Genomic DNA, 18,901 nt, shown 5'->3' on the forward strand with positions numbered 1-18,901 from the left:
GTTAGAATAAAGAATGTGATTTCGGTCACCCTTTTTCTGTGACCCGGCTCCTTCTCTTTTGCCTTGAAGCTACCATACATTTGCTAAAGAAATTTAATCAAAAATTTACATATGAAAGCAAAAGTATTAATCATTGTATCCAATGCCAATTCAATCGGGCCAAACAACAGACGAACAGGAACTTTCTTACCGGAAGTAGCACATCCTTACGCAGAGTTTGAAAACGCAGGTTATCACATTGACTTTGCAAGTTTAACGGGTGAATCACCATTTTTAGACGCTTTGAACTTAGCAGCTGATCCTGATAATTTAAAATTCCTCACAGGAAAAGGCTGGGAAGATATGCACAAAGCTCCAAAACTGTCTGAACTTGATGTGCAGCATTATGACGCCGTATTCATTCCCGGTGGTTTGGCTCCTATGGTAGACATGCCTGAAAATGCTGAATTAAAAAGAGTAATTGCTGAAGTTTACGAAAGAAATGGTATTGTAGGAGCGGTCTGTCACGGTCCTGTATCACTGTTAAATGTACAATTAAGTGACGGAACATATCTTGTGAATGGTAAGAATATTGCTTCTTTCACCTCTGAAGAAGAAGACAACTATGCAAGAGCCGACGTTCCTTTTGATCTGCAAAGTGCTTTGACAGAACAGGGTGCTGTTTTTCATGCTGCGGAAGCCTGGTCTGCAAACAGCATTGCTGACGGAAATCTGGTAACCGGACAAAACCCGGCTTCCGCAAAAGGGGTTGGTGAAAAAATGGTTGCCCTTTTAGAATCTAAAAATTCTTAATTTAAACCTATAAAAATGAGTGAAAAAGCAATTTACGTGTGCGCCAAATGGGAAGTACAGGAAGGGAAATTGGATGCAGTATTAACAATTTTAAAAGAAACTGCTCAAAAAAGTTCTGAAGAACAAGGAAATTCATTCTATAAAGTTCATCAGAGCCAAACCGATAAAAATACATTGATCTTATTTGAAGGATATGAAAATCAATCGGCGATAGAATTTCACCGCAATTCAGAGCATTACAAAAGTACAGTGGTGGATCAAATTATACCTTTACTGAAAAGCAGAGAAGTCATTCTTATGGATGAGATTATTTAATCAAAATTCCAGAAAACTTTGATTATTCAAAGTTTTCCGGAATTCTTATTTATCCTTTAAGATCAATTTTCAAAAAAATCTATATCTTCATTACTGATCTTCACCATATATTCTATCCCGTCAATGGCTTTTGAAATAATCTGGTTCCGGAGTACATTCGACATATTTTCCCAGTACGCCCTTCCGTAAAAGCTGTAGTTCTGCGGAATGATTTCCACTTCAACGGTTCTGATAAACCCTTCCTTCGGCTTATTGCTGATCATGGTTCCTCTTTTTACGCGAACTTCTTTCAACTCATCTTTGAGAATCATTCGGCAATAGCTTTTGACATCTTCAAGGGAAATAATCTTGTCTCTGGTCGTTAAAGCATATTTATACGCCTGAATGCTGTCGGTCCCTTTCTGTTCTTCAGCACCACCGATGGTTTCCGTAAGCAAAACCATCGTCTGGGATCTTAACTGATTAGCCAGTTCGGTTCCGGGGCGCATATGATTGGCAAACGTGCAATGAGTGATCCAGAAAGAAGCATAGGTATGATCTGTTTTTTCTACAGGCTCCATAATGACATAATTGAGTTCCTGTTTGATATTTCTTTTCGCATTATTCACTTTCTGCACCATCGATTTCATTTTGTCAGACATTTCGCTGAGCATTCCTTTTACATTATCGCGGTTTAATAAAGAGAAAGCGGCGATCTCGTCCCGGGTCAATTCCAGAACATTAGAAATCATATCTACTGCATTTCGGTTGTTAAATCGTTCCATTCCGCCCTTTCTTACGGTATATAAACCCTTTTTAAGCTGATCTGAAGGGGTGAAAGGGATTTCTGTATATTTTCTTCCGTCGCCATCCTGCACTTCATCTACATACAGGAAATGTTCTCCTTCCTCTGTTGTTAAAGGGATATTATTTCCCATGATATCCAGACTGTATTCGGTTTTTTTCCAGCCTCTGTTATAAATGGGAAATGCGTTAAGCACAAAAGTGAAGTTGTCTAAAATTTCGGCAGAAAACTGGGGCGGAAACTCAAATGTAAGCCACAGGTATTTTTTCTCGCTGAGGTATTTTTCTATTTCTTCTCTACCATTTAAAAAGTCTAACTCTAAGGGTAATTTTCCGGTTTCCGAAAACAAATCTTTTGAAAGACCGGTAATCTCAATAAACTTTTGATTATAAATGCTCTTGATATCGTCTATAATTTTTGTCTGAATAGACTGCTCATGAAAAATCTGCTCATACCCTTCTGCCTGTTCTTTTTTAAGATACGTTAATCCACCTCTTACCAATAAAGGAATTTTATTGGAGGTAACGGTAATAAATGGCAGCAGCTTATAAACAAAATCCAAATGTTCAAACGCAGGATTAGAACAGAATAAGCTCAGATATTTAGGGAAGTTTTCTTTATTGTACTGCGAAACATCAATTCCGATCGTCACCTTTCTGTAATCTTCCGGCCTCCCCTGAAATCTGGCAACCGGGATTTTATTCAGCCGGTCATCAATACTGTAACAGGTGTTTCCCACAAACATTACCGAAGTCTGTATTTTATTTGTTCTTATACTTCCAACAGGCGTAAAAGGAATATTCAGCTGCTTGTCAGATTCAGATTTTATGGTTGAATTCATCTGTTTCCGGAAGAAAAATTCGGTATGTTCCAAAAGTATTTCCGATGATTCATATGGTGATATAAAAGCAACGGCGTGTGCAGGAACAGGATGAGTGTAAATCGACGGAGTAAGAAGTTTGGCCAGTTTTTCTAAAATTCTGGCATTGACAGTCTGAATTTCGTTATTGGCTTTAAAAATTTCTGTGCTGAAAGCATCAATCAAAAGCTTCACAAACGGATCGAGTGACTGCGGGCTTTTGAGACCCCATACTTTGGTCGCATTCTGCAGCATTCTTGCTTTTACTGATTCTTTGGAGTAAATATTCTGATCTATATTCATATATGTGATGGCAATAATTATTAATCAATAGACATCGGACTTAAAAATAACTCCGTGGAAAAACTAAAACGCTCCCCGGTTTCTTCCAGTTTGGCATTGATGGCTATTTTCACTTTTTTTTTAACTTCCGTATGCTCTTTGGTGTCATAAGAATGCTCTACAAATTCTATATGGGCATCTATTTGAGGCTGAATAATGCGGGGTTCAAATTCCTGAATCTGTCTTTTGAGGCTTTTAATGAAAACATTTTCCCAGACCGCAGAGGTAACGCCGTTGTCAAATTCCAGGTTCCAGACATCGTTTCCGTAATTCTCGTCGTATCTGTTTTCCCCTTTTTTAGTTGTTATCAGGAGCATAATATTATGGGCAATACTTTCTCCCGTGTCGCAGGTATCAATACTTCCGCCTTCAGACATCAGGATAGACGGCACGAAAGGCATTCTGTAATTGGGTGTATCCATAGAATCTTTTCTATTTATATTTTGGTGGTGTCATTTCAAATGAAATACCAAATTACTCATTTTCGGGAATAATTCGGCATAGAAATTTAAAAATAAAACGGGTATTTCTTAGCCCCGATTGCAGCGGCATCCTTTTTCTGCTGTGGCCTAAAAAAGGATGGCGAAAAAGATACAGCGGAAAGCGGGAATAAGCTTCTTAAAAAAAAATTATGAATCTGTATTTTTACGATTGATGAAATAGTAAACGGGAAGTCCGAGCAATACGATCAAAAATCCCGGCCAAGTGTATTGCTGCTTGTAAATTAAAAGCAGAACACAGAAAACAGTTCCAATCAGTAAATAAATAATTGGTGTTACAGGATAGAGCCATGTTTTGTAAGGCCTTTCGAGGTCGGGCTGTTTTATTCTTAAATAAATCACTCCGAAAACGGTAATCATATAAAATAGAACAATAACAAAGGAAATCATATCTAAAAGATTCCCATACTGTCCGCTGAGACATAATACGGAAGCCCAGATTCCCTGCATCCATAACGCATTGGAAGGAACGTCATTTTTGTTGTTTTTAACAGCAGATGTAAAGAACAGTCCGTCTTTTGCCATGGTCTGGAACACTCTCGCTCCGGCCAGAATCAAACCATTATCACATCCGAAGGTTGAAACCATAACCAAAACTGCAATAATAACTGTACCCGCACTTCCGAAGATATTCTGAGAAGCCGCGACGGCAACTCTATCATTGGCTGCAAATGCAATAGACTCGCGGTCTAACGCATTTAAGTAGACAAAGTTGACGGCAATATATAAAATCATGACTGCCGAAGTTCCCAAAATCATTGCCTTCACTACATTTTTCTTCGGGTTTTCTATTTCACCGGACATAAAAGTAACACTCTCCCATGCTACAGAGCTAAAAACAGAACCTACCATTGCGGCCGCGATACCACCCATTAAAGTCATGCCACCGATGGATTCCCAACCTGTTTTCAGAAAATTACCGTTTGCATCTTTATCAATATTATTAAATGATTCATAATTAAGATTAAAATTTTCTGCCAGATGAGAAACATCTACCAAGATAAAACCTGCAGCAATAAGACCCAATAATGCCAGAATTTTTGATCCTGTAAAAACATTCTGCAGCAGTTTGCCGCTTTCAACGCCTCTTGTATTGATATAGGTAAGCAAAAGGATAACTGCAATGGCTAAAATCTGAATCCAGGTGATCTGGAATTCTCCGCTCTGAAAAAGCGGGTCCGCATTATTTAAAGCCGGAAAAAGATACGCTGTAAATTTGCCAAATGCCATGGCTACCGCGGCGATCGTTCCGGTTTGGATGACCGTAAATAATCCCCATCCGTATAAAAAACCCATTCTTTTACCGAAGATTTCGGTAAGATAGGTGTATTGTCCGCCTGCTTTAGGGAATAATGCAGAAAGCTCACCATAACTTATGGCTGCTGCAACCGTCATGATTCCGGTGATGATCCATACGACGATCATCCAATATCCTGAACCGAGATTCCGCATCATATCGGCGCTTACAATAAAAATTCCGCTTCCGATCATTGATCCCATGACCAACATGGTGGCGTCCCAGAGTTTTAGTTTTTTGTGCATATCAAAATTATTCTCTCAAATATAAATAAATAACCTGTTGATTGCTGAATTTTGTTTTAGGCAGTAAGTCTACTATTTTATTATGTATTATTAAATCTCAATTCAAATATTATCATTAATTTTGAAAAAAATATTAAAAAATGAAATTAAAGACCATTTTACTTTTATTATCAGTAAGTCTTTCGACTTTGGCATTTTCACAGGAAACGAAAATGACGGGTCCACCAGCAGGAAAAGCTATTGTTGGTGATACCTATGGTTCGCCGGTTCCGGCATCAGCAGAATCTAAAGCAATCAGTGTAGAAAAGCTCGGAAAAAAACTGAAAAAAGACAATAAAAAAGTTGAAAACGTAGCGATCAAAGGAAAAGTGACTGACGTTTGTGATAAAAAAGGATGTTGGTTAACCATTCAGACTGAAGACAATTCCCAGTTTTTCGTAAAAATGAAAGATTACGGATTCTTCGTTCCTACCGCATTGAAAGGTAAAAACGTAGTTTTGGAAGGTACTGCCGAAAGAAAAGTGATTTCTGTAGATGAGCAGAAACATTATGCTGAAGATGCTAAAAAGCCACAGTCGGAAATCGATGCCATCACTCAGCCTAAAGAAGAAATCAGATTCGTAGCCAACGGAATCAAAGTGGTTAAATAAATAATTACAATATCAAAAAAAAGCGAAACCAATGGTTTCGCTTTTTTTATTCTTCTATCTTAAAATTAACTTCTGCATCCAGCTTAGGATATTTAGAGTCGCTGATGTATTTTTTTCCTGTACAGTCAATCTCTAACCAGCCCTTTTTCTTTTTGACATCTCCTGCTTCCATTACAAAAGGAATGAATGAAATTTCATCTTTTCCTTCTTCAATTACTTCTCGGTATTGTACAGCAATATCCAAAATGCATTCGTGATCCGTATTTAGTTTTACATTCCTGTAAATGATATCGTAATGCGTTTCCTGATTTTCCGGAATTTCAAAATATGTTTCCCATCCGTCAATATCAGAATTCAACTTACTCATAGCCTCAAGAGCATAATATAAAGCAATTGTATAATATTTTCTGGTTTCCGTTCTTTTATAATCGTTAATAAAATGTCCGCCTTCAAATAAAATAGTCGGCATCCCTGCTTTAATAAAATTATCTCCGGTAGAAGTGGGATAAAACTCATCGGTATATCTTCCGATCTGATTGGGGATTAATTCTTTTAAATGATTGTAAACATCAGCAATGACAGCCATACATTTTTTCCTGTTTTCTGTAATAGTGCGTTCTTCACTCTCTGAAGGTGCCAAAAAGGAAAGTGTAGCCGGATGTATACCGTCGGTTGTAAAAATGGTACGCTGCTCATGTAAATTAAGTGCATAATCGTATTTTATAGCGGCCGCAAGATTTTTAAGAAGTTTTATCTCTTTACTGGCTTCATTATGAAAATCCCTGTTTAAATCTATCTGAGAAGCATTGAGCCTTGTCCATTTTTCTGACCCGTCAGGATTTAACATAAAAATAAAATCTAAGCTAATCCTGCTAAATAACTCATTTTTAATTTCCGGCAAACGATTAATCGTTGTCATAAAATCGAGCATTGCATGCGTGGCATTGGATTCGTTTCCGTGCATTTGTGACCAAGCCAGAATTTTAATATTTCCTGTTCCTATTCTTAATTTATAAATAGGTTTCTCTAAATACGACTTTCCAATTTCCTGAATGTAACTGCTCAGATTTCTCTGTAGGTAAAAAAATAATTTTTCCGGAGAAATATAACGGTTTGGGAAATTTGGGTTTTGTTGATAATTCTTTTCAAAATTCATGTATGTATAATTTACAAGAGTCAAAAATAATCAATTTTATAGAACAAATTGTTAATTAACAGTTGTAAAATCGTTAAACACAGCGCTTTGTCATAATGTCTGTTGATAAAATTGTGGATTGATAAATTAATAATCTAAAACTATTATTTAACTGTTTTTCAGTTGATTATAAATCTTAATTAAACTTATTTAATAACTATACTTTAAGTGTCTAATTGTGTAAAAAACTGTAAATGAGTGTTATTATATTAAACGCGTATATTGTGCAAAACCTAATTCTTTTTTGAATAGTAAACAAATGTAAATTACTTAAAAAAATAAATGTTAGGTTAATTATTTAATTAAATTGAGGGCTAATTCTCAAAGTAGTTTATATTATAAACATAACCCACTATTATACAGATACTTGAATTCTACTCTACCCTATAGTATTATTTTATGTCATATTGGTAGTATGTAAAGACCAAAACTGCATTACAACAATGATAATAATATCTGCATTTATTGGAATATAAACATCTGTCTATCAAAGCATTATTTTAATTTACTTTTGTATATTGATTGTGAAAATTACTTGACATTTGTATATCGACAATTTAAATTTTATTTTTACATTTGTAAATAGAATTTTTTATTATGAGTCTCAATGAAAGAATCGCAAAAGTGATCGGGTACTCCGGTTTTACTGCTTCAGAATTTGCAGATGAAATTGATGTGCAACGCTCTTCTGTTTCACATATAACTTCTGGAAGAAATAAACCGTCTTTAGAATTTATTATAAAAATAAAATCTCGGTTCCCGGAAATTTTATGGGATTGGTTGGTAAACGGTGAAGGAGAAATGTTAAAGTCTGAACTTCCGCATGAAAGCGAAGAGATTGAAAATATTGAAGAAAAAACAAAACCGACCTCAATTCCTGATCTTTTCACGATGATGAATACGGATGAAGATTTTGGAATGGAAGAAGCAAAAGAAGAAACTAGAAAAAATAATTCTCCAGAATCTAATATAACCAAACCCAATATTGAAAATCAGAAAATATCCGATTCTCAGCCATTAGAGCATTTAAATAATTTTGCTTTAAACCCATCTTCTGAAAATCAAAATCATAAAATAAAAAGAATTGTTTTTTTCTACGAGAACGGTACATTTGAAAGTTTTGAGCCATAAAAAACCTGATCAAAAAATTGATCAGGCAAAAATAAATTTTGAAGAAGAAAAAAATTACTGTTTTAAAAGTTTTGTGATTTTAGTTAACCCATCACTTTTTATGACTAAAATATAATTTCCTTTCGGAAGATCTGAAACCTGATATTCGTCTGCACCTTTCATTGTTCTTACCAGTTTCCCCGAAGCATCCATAATATCTACCGTGCTGATTTTAATTTTCTCAGGATTGCTGATTTTAAATGTTTCTTTTACAGGATTAGGATAAACCTGGATTCTGTTATCATATTGCATTACCTCATCAGTTCCTAAGCTTGTTGAAGTGAATGTAATAATAAAAGGCATATCAACAGTGTAATCAGGAGCTGTTGTTGGATTTCCATCGTCAATTAATGAGGTCCATGTAGTTGGAACAACCGCATTGTATTGTTTTGCATTAAAAGTAGCAAGCCCTCTCGTTCCCGGAATGGTTACCGGAGGTAAAAATCCACCATTTGCCGGTGTTGCATTCTGCAGTTGGTATTTTATCCAATAGGTTCCCGGATTTAAAGAAACAACAGTGTTTGCTCTTACTCTCCATATTTTTCTGGTTGTTCCCGGAGGGCTAACTGTAGAAGGTACCGCACTGTTAAAAATTCTGTACATATTAGAATCTGCGCCTGAAGCATACCGATTCGTCGTATCATCTCCGAAAACGCTTACTGCACCTGCAACAGAAGGATCTGAGCTGTAAATATTAACTCTTGCTGTTGTAAAAGGATTGGTTACTCCTGCATACCCAGTCTGATACGCAAAAAAGTCAATTGATGAAATTTGCCATGACGCTCCCGGAGGTATTGTAAAATCATCTGCTAAAAACAAGTTTGAAGTCGCACTGATAAACAATCCGCCAAGTCCTGCAGTGGTATTTGATTCTGTAGTGTTTCCTGTATTGTTCTGAGCTTCAGACCAGGTATATCCTGTAGGAGCAGCTGTTCCTACATTCGCTGTTGCACCGGTGCTTAATCCTCCATTGCTGTAGGTTTGAGCCATGGTAAAGTTTGCCGATAAAATGATAGCAAAAAATAATTTTTTATTCATATTAAATTTTTAAGTGTTCAACGAATTTAAAAAAATATTATTGAATTATCAAAATAAAATTTCAAATATTGTAGAATTATTATCTAAATTATTGTATCATGAAACTAATAAATAATTTAGATAATTTAAAGAGATAAAAAAAACTCCGTAAAATCGGAGTTTTATATTAAGAAATTATTTTCTTTTTCTACGGTCAAGTTCTTTTTGAATTAATCCCAACTCTCTCCCGGTCTGTCCGGCAACCGAAGTATTTTCTCTGGCTCTTCTCGTGAGATACGGTACAACATCTTTTACAGGCCCGTAAGGAAGATATTTGGTGGCGTTATATCCTTTATCAGACAGATAAAAGGTAATATTATCACTCATCCCATAGAGCTGTCCGAAATAAATATGGGGATCGTTATTTTCAAGAAATTTTGCTCTCATCTTATCCATTACCAGCTCAGATGAAGTTTCATTATGGGTCCCGAAAAATCCTGAAACTTTATCTAAATGATTCATGATAAAATCTATTCCTGCATTGTAGTTTTTGTCTGAAGCATCTTTATTGGGCTGAATCGGATCTTGATATCCTTTTTCTGCTGCTCTTGCGCGTTCTTTTTCCATATAAGCTCCACGAACAATTTTATATCCGATAAAGTAATTCTTTTCTTTTGCTCTATGAAGATGCTCTTCCATATATTCAAGACGGCCGGTTCTGTACATCTGAATGGTATTCCAGACAATAGGAGTTTCCTGATTGTATTTTTCCATCATCTGCTCACAAAGCTGATCTGCAGCATCCTGCATCCAGGTTTCTTCGGCATCGATCATTACTTTTTTGCTGTTTTCGTGACAAAGTTTACAGACTTCATCAAATCTTTTCACGACTCTTGCCCATTCTTCTTTTTGGCTTGAAGTCAGTTCAATATTTTTTCCTACCGCTTCATACAGATCAATTCTTCCAAAAGCGGTGGGTTTAAAAACGATAAAAGGTATAGCCGCATTTCCTACAGAAAATTTAATAATATCTTTAATTTCCTGACAAACAGCATCAAATGTAGCTTCGTCTTCTTTACCTTCAATAGAATAATCGAAAATACTTCCAACGCCTCTTCTGAAAAGCTGTTGTACCGCCTTCATGCTTTCTTCACGGGTTTCCCCGCCTACAAACTGTTCGAATAAAGTATTTTTTACAATTCCGTTCACAAAAGGAAAATTGTGGTGAACACTGAAATTAAGTACGGAAGTTCCGAGATTGGTTAAAGCAGGCTGTTCAATCATCTTAAACATCCAGTATGCTTTTTTTAACTGTGCATCTGTTTTATCGGCAAATGCAACTTGAGTATCGTTGAAAATGGGCATCCTTTTTTATTAAATTTAATCGTGTAAAGGTAAGAATTACCTGAATGCTTTTAAAATATATTTGCTACAATTTACCTACAATTCCATTCAGAAGCATGGAGATGATCCCAATAAACACCCATATTCTTAAAATATTGATGGCAATAAGTTTACTTTTTTTGGTATAATCAAGAGTATAATAAATACATAAAATGAATACAAAAAGACCTGATGAAAAATAAAATGACATAAACCCCGAAATTCCCGTTTTTGAAATCAGTTTCATTGATACAGCCATAGTCAAAAGCATCAGAAAAACAATAATCCACTGAGAAGTTTTATAATCAAATGAATTGGGTATAGTATCATAACCAAAAGCTTTGTCTACACTTTTTGTAAGCGTGTCTTTTACGATATCAATACACAAAAGAATTAAAAATAAAAAAATGGCCATTAATAAAACTTCCTTTGAAAAAGTTTCATAATATACCATCATCCCGAAAAACGGATACAAAGTAAGGCTTATGAACGTAAGGTTGTTCAGTATTAAAATCCGGCTCAGCTTATGGCTGTAAAACCACATAAAAAACTGGTAAATAACAAAAAAGATAAAAACCCTGTAGGAAATCAGACAGGCAACTGCCAGAGAAATAACAGTAAGCAACAGATAAGCATATAGAAAATATTTCTGCTTTATAAAACTCTGGATTCTTGTTCTGAATGGTTTTACAATATGATCTTTTTCAAAATCATAAAACTGATTGATAATCCCACCGGCAAGTATGGATAATACGGTACAGAAAATAATGCCGTGAACTTTAAAATCAAAAACGAAATTCCTGAAATTTTCATCCTGATTAAACAGAAAGAAAGTAGAAACATAAAGGGCAAAAGTAAGAAGTGCTGCGACAAAAAACCTTGCTCCTAATAAAAAACCGACGAATTGTGAAAATCTGTAAAACAGAGATTTAGAAACAAAATTTTTCTGTTGGAAAGTCTCTTTTTCAGAATTCATTCCAGCGATATTAAAATCTGTAGATTACTTCTTTATGAAAACCTTCAAGCATTTTTTCTGCTTTTTCATAATCTTTTGTAAAGCCTAAAATGTAACCGCCACCTCCGCTTCCACAAAGTTTAAGATAATACGCATTAGAATCAAGTCCTTTTTTCCAGATATTAAATATGCTTTCGGGAATCATCGGGCGGAAATGTTCATAAGCCCAGTGAGAAAGCTTTTTTAAATTTCTGAAAAACGGGGTCATGTCTTTTTTAAGGAAAGCCTCAATACACGCATTGTTATAGCGAATGAATTCTTCTTTCATGGTTTTACGGAATCCTTCAGCTTTCATTTTCTCAAAAAAGATCTGAATCATGGGTCCTGTTTCTCCGGTAATTCCGGAGTCGATAAGAAAAATAGCTCCTTTTCCTTTTTCTCCGTTGGGGATAGAAACTTTATCTAAATTTTCTTTGTTTTCGATCAGAATCGGAAGATTCATATAACAGATCAGAGGATCCATGCCTGAACTTTTTCCATGAAAATAGCTTTCCATCTCACCAAAAACGGCTTTTATATTTTTAAGGTTTTCTTTTGAGATGTTTTCAGGATCATGTTTTGTAAAACAGTATTTTTCAAAAATAGCCGCTACTAAAGCTCCTGAGCTTCCCACGCCGTAGCCTTGAGGTATATTTGAGTCGAAAAAAAGTCCGTTTGAGATATCGTATTTAAATCTTTTTACGTCTAATCTGAAATTTTCCGGAAGCATTAATTCTTGCAGAAAATCTGAATATTTCTGCAAATGGCTGTTGGATTTTTTCTCGAATTCAGAATCTGAGTCGGAAAACTTCAGTGTGCCTTTATAGAAGCTGTAAGGAACGACAAGACCCTGAGAATCTTCTATCATTCCGTACTCACCGAAGAGGATTATTTTAGCGTAAAAAAGAGGATTTGTCATTTGTGTGTCAATCTTTATGCAAAGTTAAATAATTTAAAGTAACTGTATACAAAATACACGCCTATTTCTGTTTTATTTTAGCAAAAATAAAAAATTATATCCTAAATTTTGAAAAATAACTTCAAAATGTATTTGAATTAATAAAAAAGCCTGAAATATTCAGGCTTTTTTATTAATTATTTAATGAAATTATTTTAGAATTTAGTTTTCAAAAACCTGATCAGGATTGCTCCAACGGCAAAGAAGAGAGACATACTGATGAAGGCATACTGCATATTGCCAAACTTCTGAATAAAAACACTGAATATAAGCATCCCACAAATGATTGCAATTTTTTCAAGAACATCATAGAAGCTGAAATACGTGGTATTCTCCATAGAATTTTCCGGCAACAGCTTTGAATAAGTAGATCTTGACATGGCCTGCAAACCTCCCATCACCAAACCGATAAGACCTGCCAAACCATAAAACTGAAGCTGAAGATTAGGATTTTCTTTATCTAATGAATAAGCAGATAGACAACAGATGATCCAGATGATAACTGCAATGGTGATTACATTCTTATTCCCGATTTTTTTTGATAATTTTGAAAATAAGAAAGCGCCAAAAATCGCAATGATCTGAATTACCAAAATGGTAATTATCAGCTTATATTTATCGACTTCCTTCGGAAAAATTACGGTACTGCCAAAAGGTACAGCCATTAAAAAAATAGTCTGCATCCCGACACTGTAAAAAAAGAAACTTGAAAGGAAAAATTTTAAATTCTTGTCTGAGAAAAGCTTATTACCCACCCTGAAAAGCTCTCTGAAACTTTCTTTTGCTATATCTTTATAGAAACTGATATTATCTTTCAGAACTTCAAAAAAGCCTCCCTGTTCCGCATGTTTTTTAAATATATTTTTATAGTTTAAAAGAACCAGATCTTTCGGAAGTTTATCTTTCACATCACCAAATTGTGGTAAGTGCTTGAAGGTATATTGTGAAAATCCAAACCACCATGCTCCGGTAAGTAAAAAACTGATTCTGATATAAATTTTGGTCTGTTCTGGGCCTTTAGCAACCATCTGAATTAAAACTAAACAGATAATCAGTAATACTACAGATCCTATATAACCATAAATATATCCTTTTGCAGACAGCGAATCCTGCTTTTCGGGCGTGGCAATATCGGGTAAAAATGAATTATAAAACACCAGACTCCCCCAAAATCCGACACTGGCGGTAATACTGAAAAGCAATCCTAAAAATACATTTTCCATCCCGGTAAACATCGCCAATCCCATACAGGAAGTCGCGCCTAAATAACAGAAAAACTGTAAAAAAGATTTTTTGTTTCCAATAGTATCTGCAAGGGAAGATAAAAACGGCGATAAGAGCACAACCAGAAAGAACGAAATCGCATAGGAGAAACTCAAAACTGCATCCGGCTCGTAGGCTTCGCCAAATATTTTGATCAGATTCCTTACCGGGATTTCCTGTACTTCACCTGCAGATGCCACAAATTCTTTTTTGTTATAGGCAGTCGTAAGAATAGTATAATAAATTGGGAATATTGCAGACGTGATCACTAAAGAATATACTGAGTTTGCCCAGTCATAAACCGCCCAGGCTTTCATAATCTTCGGATTGTTCTTGATATTCTGCGATGGTTGAATTTCAGTTTCAGACATTTTCAATGAGTTAGTTGCACAAAAATAGAAAAACCGCTGAATGTTCAGTTGTTTTTTGTTTGTTATTTTTAATTATTCATGAAGATTTAATTCAGATTTCCAAATTGTTACTTTACTGCTTAAATCAAAAATTTATTTCTCATTAAATGAAAAAACCAAAAACGGTGATGTTTTTGGTTTTTAAATATAGAAAATCTTTAATTTTACATGTTTTCAATTACAATAGCAGAAGCGCCACCGCCACCATTACAGATTGCTGCAGCACCATATTTACCGTTATTTTGTTTTAAAACATTAATTAAAGTAACAATAATTCTTGATCCTGAACTTCCTAGAGGATGTCCAAGCGCTACTGCTCCCCCATTTACATTTACTTTAGCTGCATCAAGTCCTAAGATTTTATTATTTGCCAGACCAACTACCGCAAACGCTTCGTTAAATTCGAAGAAATCGATATCGGTAAGTGCTAAACCTGCTTTTTTAAGAGCGATTGGCAAAGCCTTTGAAGGTGCTGTTGTAAAGTTTTCCGGCTCCTGAGCTGCATCAGCATAAGAAATGATCTTGGCTAAAGGCTTCAGTCCCAATTCTTCCATTTTTTCTTTTGAAACCAAAACTAAAGCGGAAGCACCGTCATTTAGTGTAGAGGCATTAGCTGCTGTTACTGTTCCTTCTTCTTTTTTGAAAACCGTAGGAAGTGTAGGAAGCCTGTCAAAATTTACCGCTTTATATTCTTCATCTTCAGCGAAAATGATAGGGTCTCCTTTTCTCTGCGGAATTGAAACCGGAACGACTTCTTCAGTAAATTTACCTTCGCTCCATGCTTTTGCCGATCTCTTGTAAGATTCTATCGCAAACTGGTCCTGATCTTCTCTTGTAAAGCTGTAATCTGATGCACATTTTTCTGCACATACTCCCATATGAACTTTGTTGTATACGTCCGTAAGGCCGTCTAAAACCATTCCATCCTGCATTTTCACATCACCTAATTTTGTTGCATTTCTTGCATTGTAATAATGCGGAACTGAGGACATATTTTCCATACCTCCCGCCACAATTACATCTGCATCACCTGCTTTAATGGCTTGTGCAGCCATTGTTACCGCTTTCATTCCTGAAGCACAAACTTTATTGATCGTTGTAGACGGTGTTTCGTTTGAAAGGCCAGCTCCCAAAGCAACCTGACGCGCCGGAGCCTGTCCCTCACCTGCCTGCAAAACATTTCCCATATAGATTTCCTGAACGTTTTTAGGATCAAGGCTGATTTTATCTAATGCCCCTTTTACGGCAACCGCTCCTAATTTTGTGGCAGGAACTGTAGATAAACTTCCCATAAAACTTCCCATTGGCGTTCTTACTGCAGAAACTATGAATACTTCTTTCATATATAGATTTTTATTGTTTTTATATTTTAATTATAATTATTTATTCAATTTTTTCTAAAACGACTTCACTTGTCTTGTTATAAAACTTTGTAACGATTCTTACACGGTTGTGATCAGTCTCTGTAATTTCGTTGATCAGAACATCTCCTGTCCTAATCAAATTTATACCTTCTGTTTTTCCGGTGATTATGGTTTTATAATGGCAGTCATCGGTAAAATCGAGCTTTGCTTTTACGTAATCTTTTCCGTTATTGTAATATTCTTTCAAAACTCCGTTTTTAATCGTCATATACCACGTTTTGGAAGATTCTCCCACTTTTAGAAATTTGCCTTCTTGTATATTTTTGCATTTTGGGGGCTGATCTGGCGAAAGAAATGTGTTTTCCTGAGATTTTGCCAGAAATACATTGCCAAATACAATAATTAAGAAAAATATATATAGTTTCATATGGCCTTCTTTTTAGCAATTATCAGCATCAAAGCTCCCGCAAATTCTACAAACCATCCCCATTTTAGCTTTATGGTTCCCGCTATTGCTTCTGTCCATGATCTGAACGGTAAAAAACTAAAATAGCTGAGTGATTTATATTTAACGGCAAATAAAGTAAATGCAAATAATATCAGCAGTAAAATTCCGAAAATCTTTACAAGGTTCTGTCTGTTATTCAGAATGGAAAAGAGGGTACAAACCGAGAAAAACCAGCACGCACCCGCAAGATAATAATCTATTTTCCAGTAGTTCCAATTCCCGATTACAGGAACATGAACCAGCGGAAGAAAACTTCCTATTACTACTAAAATGAATCCAACGATCTGAATATTTTTCATCTTTCTTAAAATGCCAAATTACAAAAAAAAACACACTTATAAAGCGTGTGTTTTAAAATCAATGATTTAGATATAAACAATAACGTTTATGATTAATAGCATATAAAATTTGATAAATCAATACTGAGAATCAATTTTAGTTATGCAATTAAAAATTTACATATAATAATTCGAGACCAATCTGAAAACCGTATTTGTTGTTCATTTTAATATTATCATTGAAATTCGGGGTAAAATCTTTTTTCACAAAAATATTAAATGCTCCATATCCTAATGAAAGCTTTCCTCCAAAAAGAAAATTGTTGGCAACATCCGGGATATTTTCTTTATAGCTCACTCTGTGATCATCCATATTTTTATAAATAATCTGATTCTGGCTCATTACCCGTACTCCCCCATAAATTCCTGCTGATAATCTTAAATTCCCTTTGGTATTATCCAGCATCTTTTCATTATTTTCTATGGTATATTTTGGATTTAACACAAAGACAAAATCTAACGGAACCATAATGTAATGATTTAGAAATCTTGATTTTTTCAAATTTCCTGCTGTAAAGTCGGTAAGAAACAATTGATTGTTGTCATAATTAAAAACTCTAGAATGATCGGGCACAAAAGTATCCCCTCTATAGCCAAATCCGAAACGGTAAAATACGGGCGACGTAAGAGCACCCAATTGTCTTGTAAATCTGAACTCTACAACCGTTGACGTAGATTTGCCAAATTTTATCTCTGAATCTCGGTTGCCTATTGCCAGTGAGGAAGCAGATTTTGTGAGATCAATAAATCCAACCGCGAGATTGAGATCAAAAGTTTTCAGAAGATCTTTTTTATTGGTTTTGGAATCTTTGAAGCTGAGCAAAGCATTATTCTGTGAAAAAACAATCTGATCAAGACCAGAAGTTTTTCCCAGCACAGAATTTTTTACAATTTCTTTGGTTGCATTTTCAAGATCTGTTTTTTGAAGCTCTACTTTTTCATTAATGCTCTGTTCGTATTTTGTAGCAATTTCTGCTCTCTGCTTCTGCTTTTCGTCCGAAGAAATCTTTTTTTGTTTAAAATCCTGGTCTACGGCATCCAGCTCATTATTCATTTTAGATTTTTCTGAAATTACAATGCTGTCGATTTTTTTAGCATATATTTTCATTTGAGAATCGATGACGGTTTTTTCCTGAGAAAATGCGCAGGTAAAAAAAAGAATGGCGGCAAATGATGCAATTTTTGTTTTCATATAGAGATTTATTTTAGGCATTATTGTACTTCCTGTTCTGTATTTCAGAACAGTAAAGATTACATTTTGTTGAGATTATCTGGTTTCTAAAGAATCTGAATAGATGGTGAAACCCAGTATTTTTAAAGAACCCGGCCTTTTAATTTTTATTTTGGACATGTCAAGCGTGCCGAATTTCATCTGGTCCGTATTATTTTCTTCCCGTGTCTTTTCCAGTTCCCTTCCCATTAAAAGCTGATCGGCATTGGTATAATTCACCTTTTTATGTTCAGCTAACGAAATTTGTGGAATGATGGTTTTAGTAATGTCATTTTTAGAAATATCTTCATTTTTAATCTGTTCATCCCTTTTTACAATAACAGGGAGATCGTTTTTGATCTTTTCTGAAGGAATAGTTAATGATGCATTTTCTTTTGTAGCATCAGGACTTTTTTCCACTGCTATTTTTTCGGTTGCTTCTGAAATCTGTACATTTTGAACATCCAATTTTTTAGCTGTCCATTGAGAGGGTGCAACATGATCCTGAACGGTTTTTTTATAGCTGGTTTTTTTATCTGCGGGATGGTTTTCATAATAATAAAACGGAATCATAAAGATCAGAAAAGCAACAGCTGCTGCATATTTCCACCATCGAAAAGAAGTCTTCTGAGGCGCAATATCAGTTTGCGATTCGAGACCGGATTCTATTTTTGACCACAGCTCTTCAGAAGGCTTTATTTCCAGCTTATTATAATCAGATCTTAGTTGTTTCAATATTTCTTTTTTCATCTTTTTTCGTTTGTAAATAATGTGTCAGCCATTTTTTAGCTTTATTCAGTTGACTTTTACTTGTCCCTTCCGAGATATTGAGAATTTCCGCAATCTCGTGATGCTTTTTCTCTTCAAATACATAGAGGTTAAAAATCATTTTATATCCTGAAGGCATGTGTGAAAAAATATCCTCCAGATGGATTTCAGGCATATTTTCATCAAGATCATCATCTGCAAACTCATCTGCAACTTCTACATCTGCATAGAGAATATTGCTGTTTTTCCTGACAAAACTTATCGAATCATTGACAACGATTTTCCTGAGCCAAAACGGAAAACTTTTCCATTCTCTGCATTCATTAATTTTGGTAAAGCATTTCATGAAAGCATTCAATAAAATATCTTCCGCATCATGAATATTATTGGTATAAGAATGGGCGACCGCCAGCATTTTTGCAGAAAACAAATCGTAAAGGGCTTTCTGAGCCTTCCGATCCTGCTTTTTAGCCAAAATGAAATTCTTTTCTAAAATATCCATGTATCAGTTTCTATTACTAAGACGAGTAAGTATTCAA

The 18,901-nt window shown here is 35.0% G+C and carries 19 protein-coding genes; 4 read left to right on the forward strand and 15 right to left on the reverse strand.

Features of this window, described 5'->3' with window-relative positions:
- Positions 1-111: 111 nt before the first annotated feature.
- Both N0B16_RS04875 and N0B16_RS04880 read left to right on the forward strand, forming a co-directional pair.
- On the forward strand, positions 112-792 hold the full coding sequence (locus N0B16_RS04875; RefSeq protein WP_262989605.1) for a type 1 glutamine amidotransferase domain-containing protein: 681 nt from the start codon (positions 112-114) through the stop codon (positions 790-792).
- A gap of 15 nt (positions 793-807) precedes the next feature.
- The gene (locus N0B16_RS04880; RefSeq protein ID WP_262989606.1) at positions 808-1,107 is read left to right on the forward strand and encodes a putative quinol monooxygenase; all 300 of its coding nucleotides are present in this window, start codon (positions 808-810) and stop codon (positions 1,105-1,107) included.
- 62 nt (positions 1,108-1,169) lie between these two features.
- On the opposite strand, the gene N0B16_RS04885 is transcribed toward N0B16_RS04880, so the two are convergent.
- The 3 genes from N0B16_RS04885 to N0B16_RS04895 form a co-directional block, all read right to left on the reverse strand.
- Entirely contained in the window at positions 1,170-3,053 is a 1,884-nt protein-coding gene (locus tag N0B16_RS04885; protein WP_262989607.1) for a type VI secretion system baseplate subunit TssF, read from the reverse strand.
- Between the two features lie 20 nt (positions 3,054-3,073).
- Entirely contained in the window at positions 3,074-3,514 is a 441-nt protein-coding gene (locus tag N0B16_RS04890) for a GPW/gp25 family protein (RefSeq protein ID WP_262989608.1), read from the reverse strand.
- A gap of 207 nt (positions 3,515-3,721) precedes the next feature.
- A complete protein-coding gene (locus tag N0B16_RS04895) occupies positions 3,722-5,134 on the reverse strand; it encodes an APC family permease (RefSeq protein ID WP_262989609.1) in 1,413 nt (470 codons plus the stop codon).
- Positions 5,135-5,274: 140 nt separating this feature from the next.
- Here N0B16_RS04895 and N0B16_RS04900 point away from each other — a divergent pair, with 140 nt between their 5' ends.
- Positions 5,275-5,784 carry a DUF4920 domain-containing protein gene (locus N0B16_RS04900; protein ID WP_262989610.1) on the forward strand — a complete coding sequence of 170 codons (510 nt, stop codon included), beginning with the start codon at positions 5,275-5,277 and terminating at the stop codon, positions 5,782-5,784.
- Positions 5,785-5,830: 46 nt separating this feature from the next.
- Here N0B16_RS04900 and N0B16_RS04905 read toward each other — a convergent pair whose 3' ends face one another.
- Positions 5,831-6,940 (reverse strand): M14 family zinc carboxypeptidase, encoded by a 1,110-nt coding sequence (locus N0B16_RS04905; protein WP_262989611.1) that lies wholly within the window; start codon positions 6,938-6,940, stop codon positions 5,831-5,833.
- A 636-nt stretch (positions 6,941-7,576) separates the two neighbouring features.
- On the opposite strand from N0B16_RS04905, the gene N0B16_RS04910 reads away from it, so the two are divergent.
- Complete coding sequence (locus N0B16_RS04910; protein ID WP_262989612.1) at positions 7,577-8,110, forward strand: helix-turn-helix domain-containing protein; 534 nt, start codon at positions 7,577-7,579, stop codon at positions 8,108-8,110.
- A gap of 54 nt (positions 8,111-8,164) precedes the next feature.
- On the opposite strand, the gene N0B16_RS04915 is transcribed toward N0B16_RS04910, so the two are convergent.
- From N0B16_RS04915 to N0B16_RS04965, 11 genes are all read right to left on the reverse strand, one after another.
- On the reverse strand, positions 8,165-9,187 hold the full coding sequence (locus N0B16_RS04915; protein ID WP_262989613.1) for a T9SS type A sorting domain-containing protein: 1,023 nt from the start codon (positions 9,185-9,187) through the stop codon (positions 8,165-8,167).
- Between the two features lie 174 nt (positions 9,188-9,361).
- Positions 9,362-10,531 (reverse strand): proline dehydrogenase family protein, encoded by a 1,170-nt coding sequence (locus N0B16_RS04920; RefSeq protein ID WP_262989614.1) that lies wholly within the window; start codon positions 10,529-10,531, stop codon positions 9,362-9,364.
- A gap of 64 nt (positions 10,532-10,595) precedes the next feature.
- On the reverse strand, positions 10,596-11,525 hold the full coding sequence (locus N0B16_RS04925; RefSeq protein WP_262989615.1) for a UbiA family prenyltransferase: 930 nt from the start codon (positions 11,523-11,525) through the stop codon (positions 10,596-10,598).
- Positions 11,526-11,535: 10 nt separating this feature from the next.
- Positions 11,536-12,462: a mevalonate kinase family protein gene (locus N0B16_RS04930; RefSeq protein WP_262989616.1), complete on the reverse strand. Its 927-nt coding sequence runs from the start codon at positions 12,460-12,462 to the stop codon at positions 11,536-11,538.
- 194 nt (positions 12,463-12,656) lie between these two features.
- Positions 12,657-14,135 (reverse strand): MFS transporter, encoded by a 1,479-nt coding sequence (locus N0B16_RS04935; RefSeq protein ID WP_262989617.1) that lies wholly within the window; start codon positions 14,133-14,135, stop codon positions 12,657-12,659.
- 203 nt (positions 14,136-14,338) lie between these two features.
- Positions 14,339-15,517, reverse strand: coding sequence for an acetyl-CoA C-acyltransferase (locus N0B16_RS04940; protein WP_262989618.1), 1,179 nt, complete (start codon positions 15,515-15,517; stop codon positions 14,339-14,341).
- 40 nt (positions 15,518-15,557) lie between these two features.
- A complete protein-coding gene (locus N0B16_RS04945; RefSeq protein ID WP_262989619.1) occupies positions 15,558-15,965 on the reverse strand; it encodes a hypothetical protein in 408 nt (135 codons plus the stop codon).
- On the reverse strand, positions 15,962-16,345 hold the full coding sequence (locus tag N0B16_RS04950; RefSeq protein ID WP_262989620.1) for a hypothetical protein: 384 nt from the start codon (positions 16,343-16,345) through the stop codon (positions 15,962-15,964). Before N0B16_RS04950 ends, N0B16_RS04945 begins: the two co-directional genes overlap by 4 nt.
- Before the next feature lie 148 nt (positions 16,346-16,493).
- Entirely contained in the window at positions 16,494-17,576 is a 1,083-nt protein-coding gene (locus N0B16_RS04955; RefSeq protein ID WP_262989621.1) for a hypothetical protein, read from the reverse strand.
- A 75-nt stretch (positions 17,577-17,651) separates the two neighbouring features.
- On the reverse strand, positions 17,652-18,344 hold the full coding sequence (locus N0B16_RS04960; protein ID WP_262989622.1) for a hypothetical protein: 693 nt from the start codon (positions 18,342-18,344) through the stop codon (positions 17,652-17,654).
- Complete coding sequence (locus tag N0B16_RS04965; RefSeq protein ID WP_262989623.1) at positions 18,310-18,864, reverse strand: RNA polymerase sigma factor; 555 nt, start codon at positions 18,862-18,864, stop codon at positions 18,310-18,312. The genes N0B16_RS04960 and N0B16_RS04965 overlap by 35 nt, the downstream gene beginning before the upstream one ends.
- Positions 18,865-18,901 lie beyond the last annotated feature (37 nt).

The sequence above is a fragment of the Chryseobacterium gilvum genome, assembly GCF_025628965.1.
GTDB classification, from domain to species: domain Bacteria; phylum Bacteroidota; class Bacteroidia; order Flavobacteriales; family Weeksellaceae; genus Chryseobacterium; species Chryseobacterium gilvum.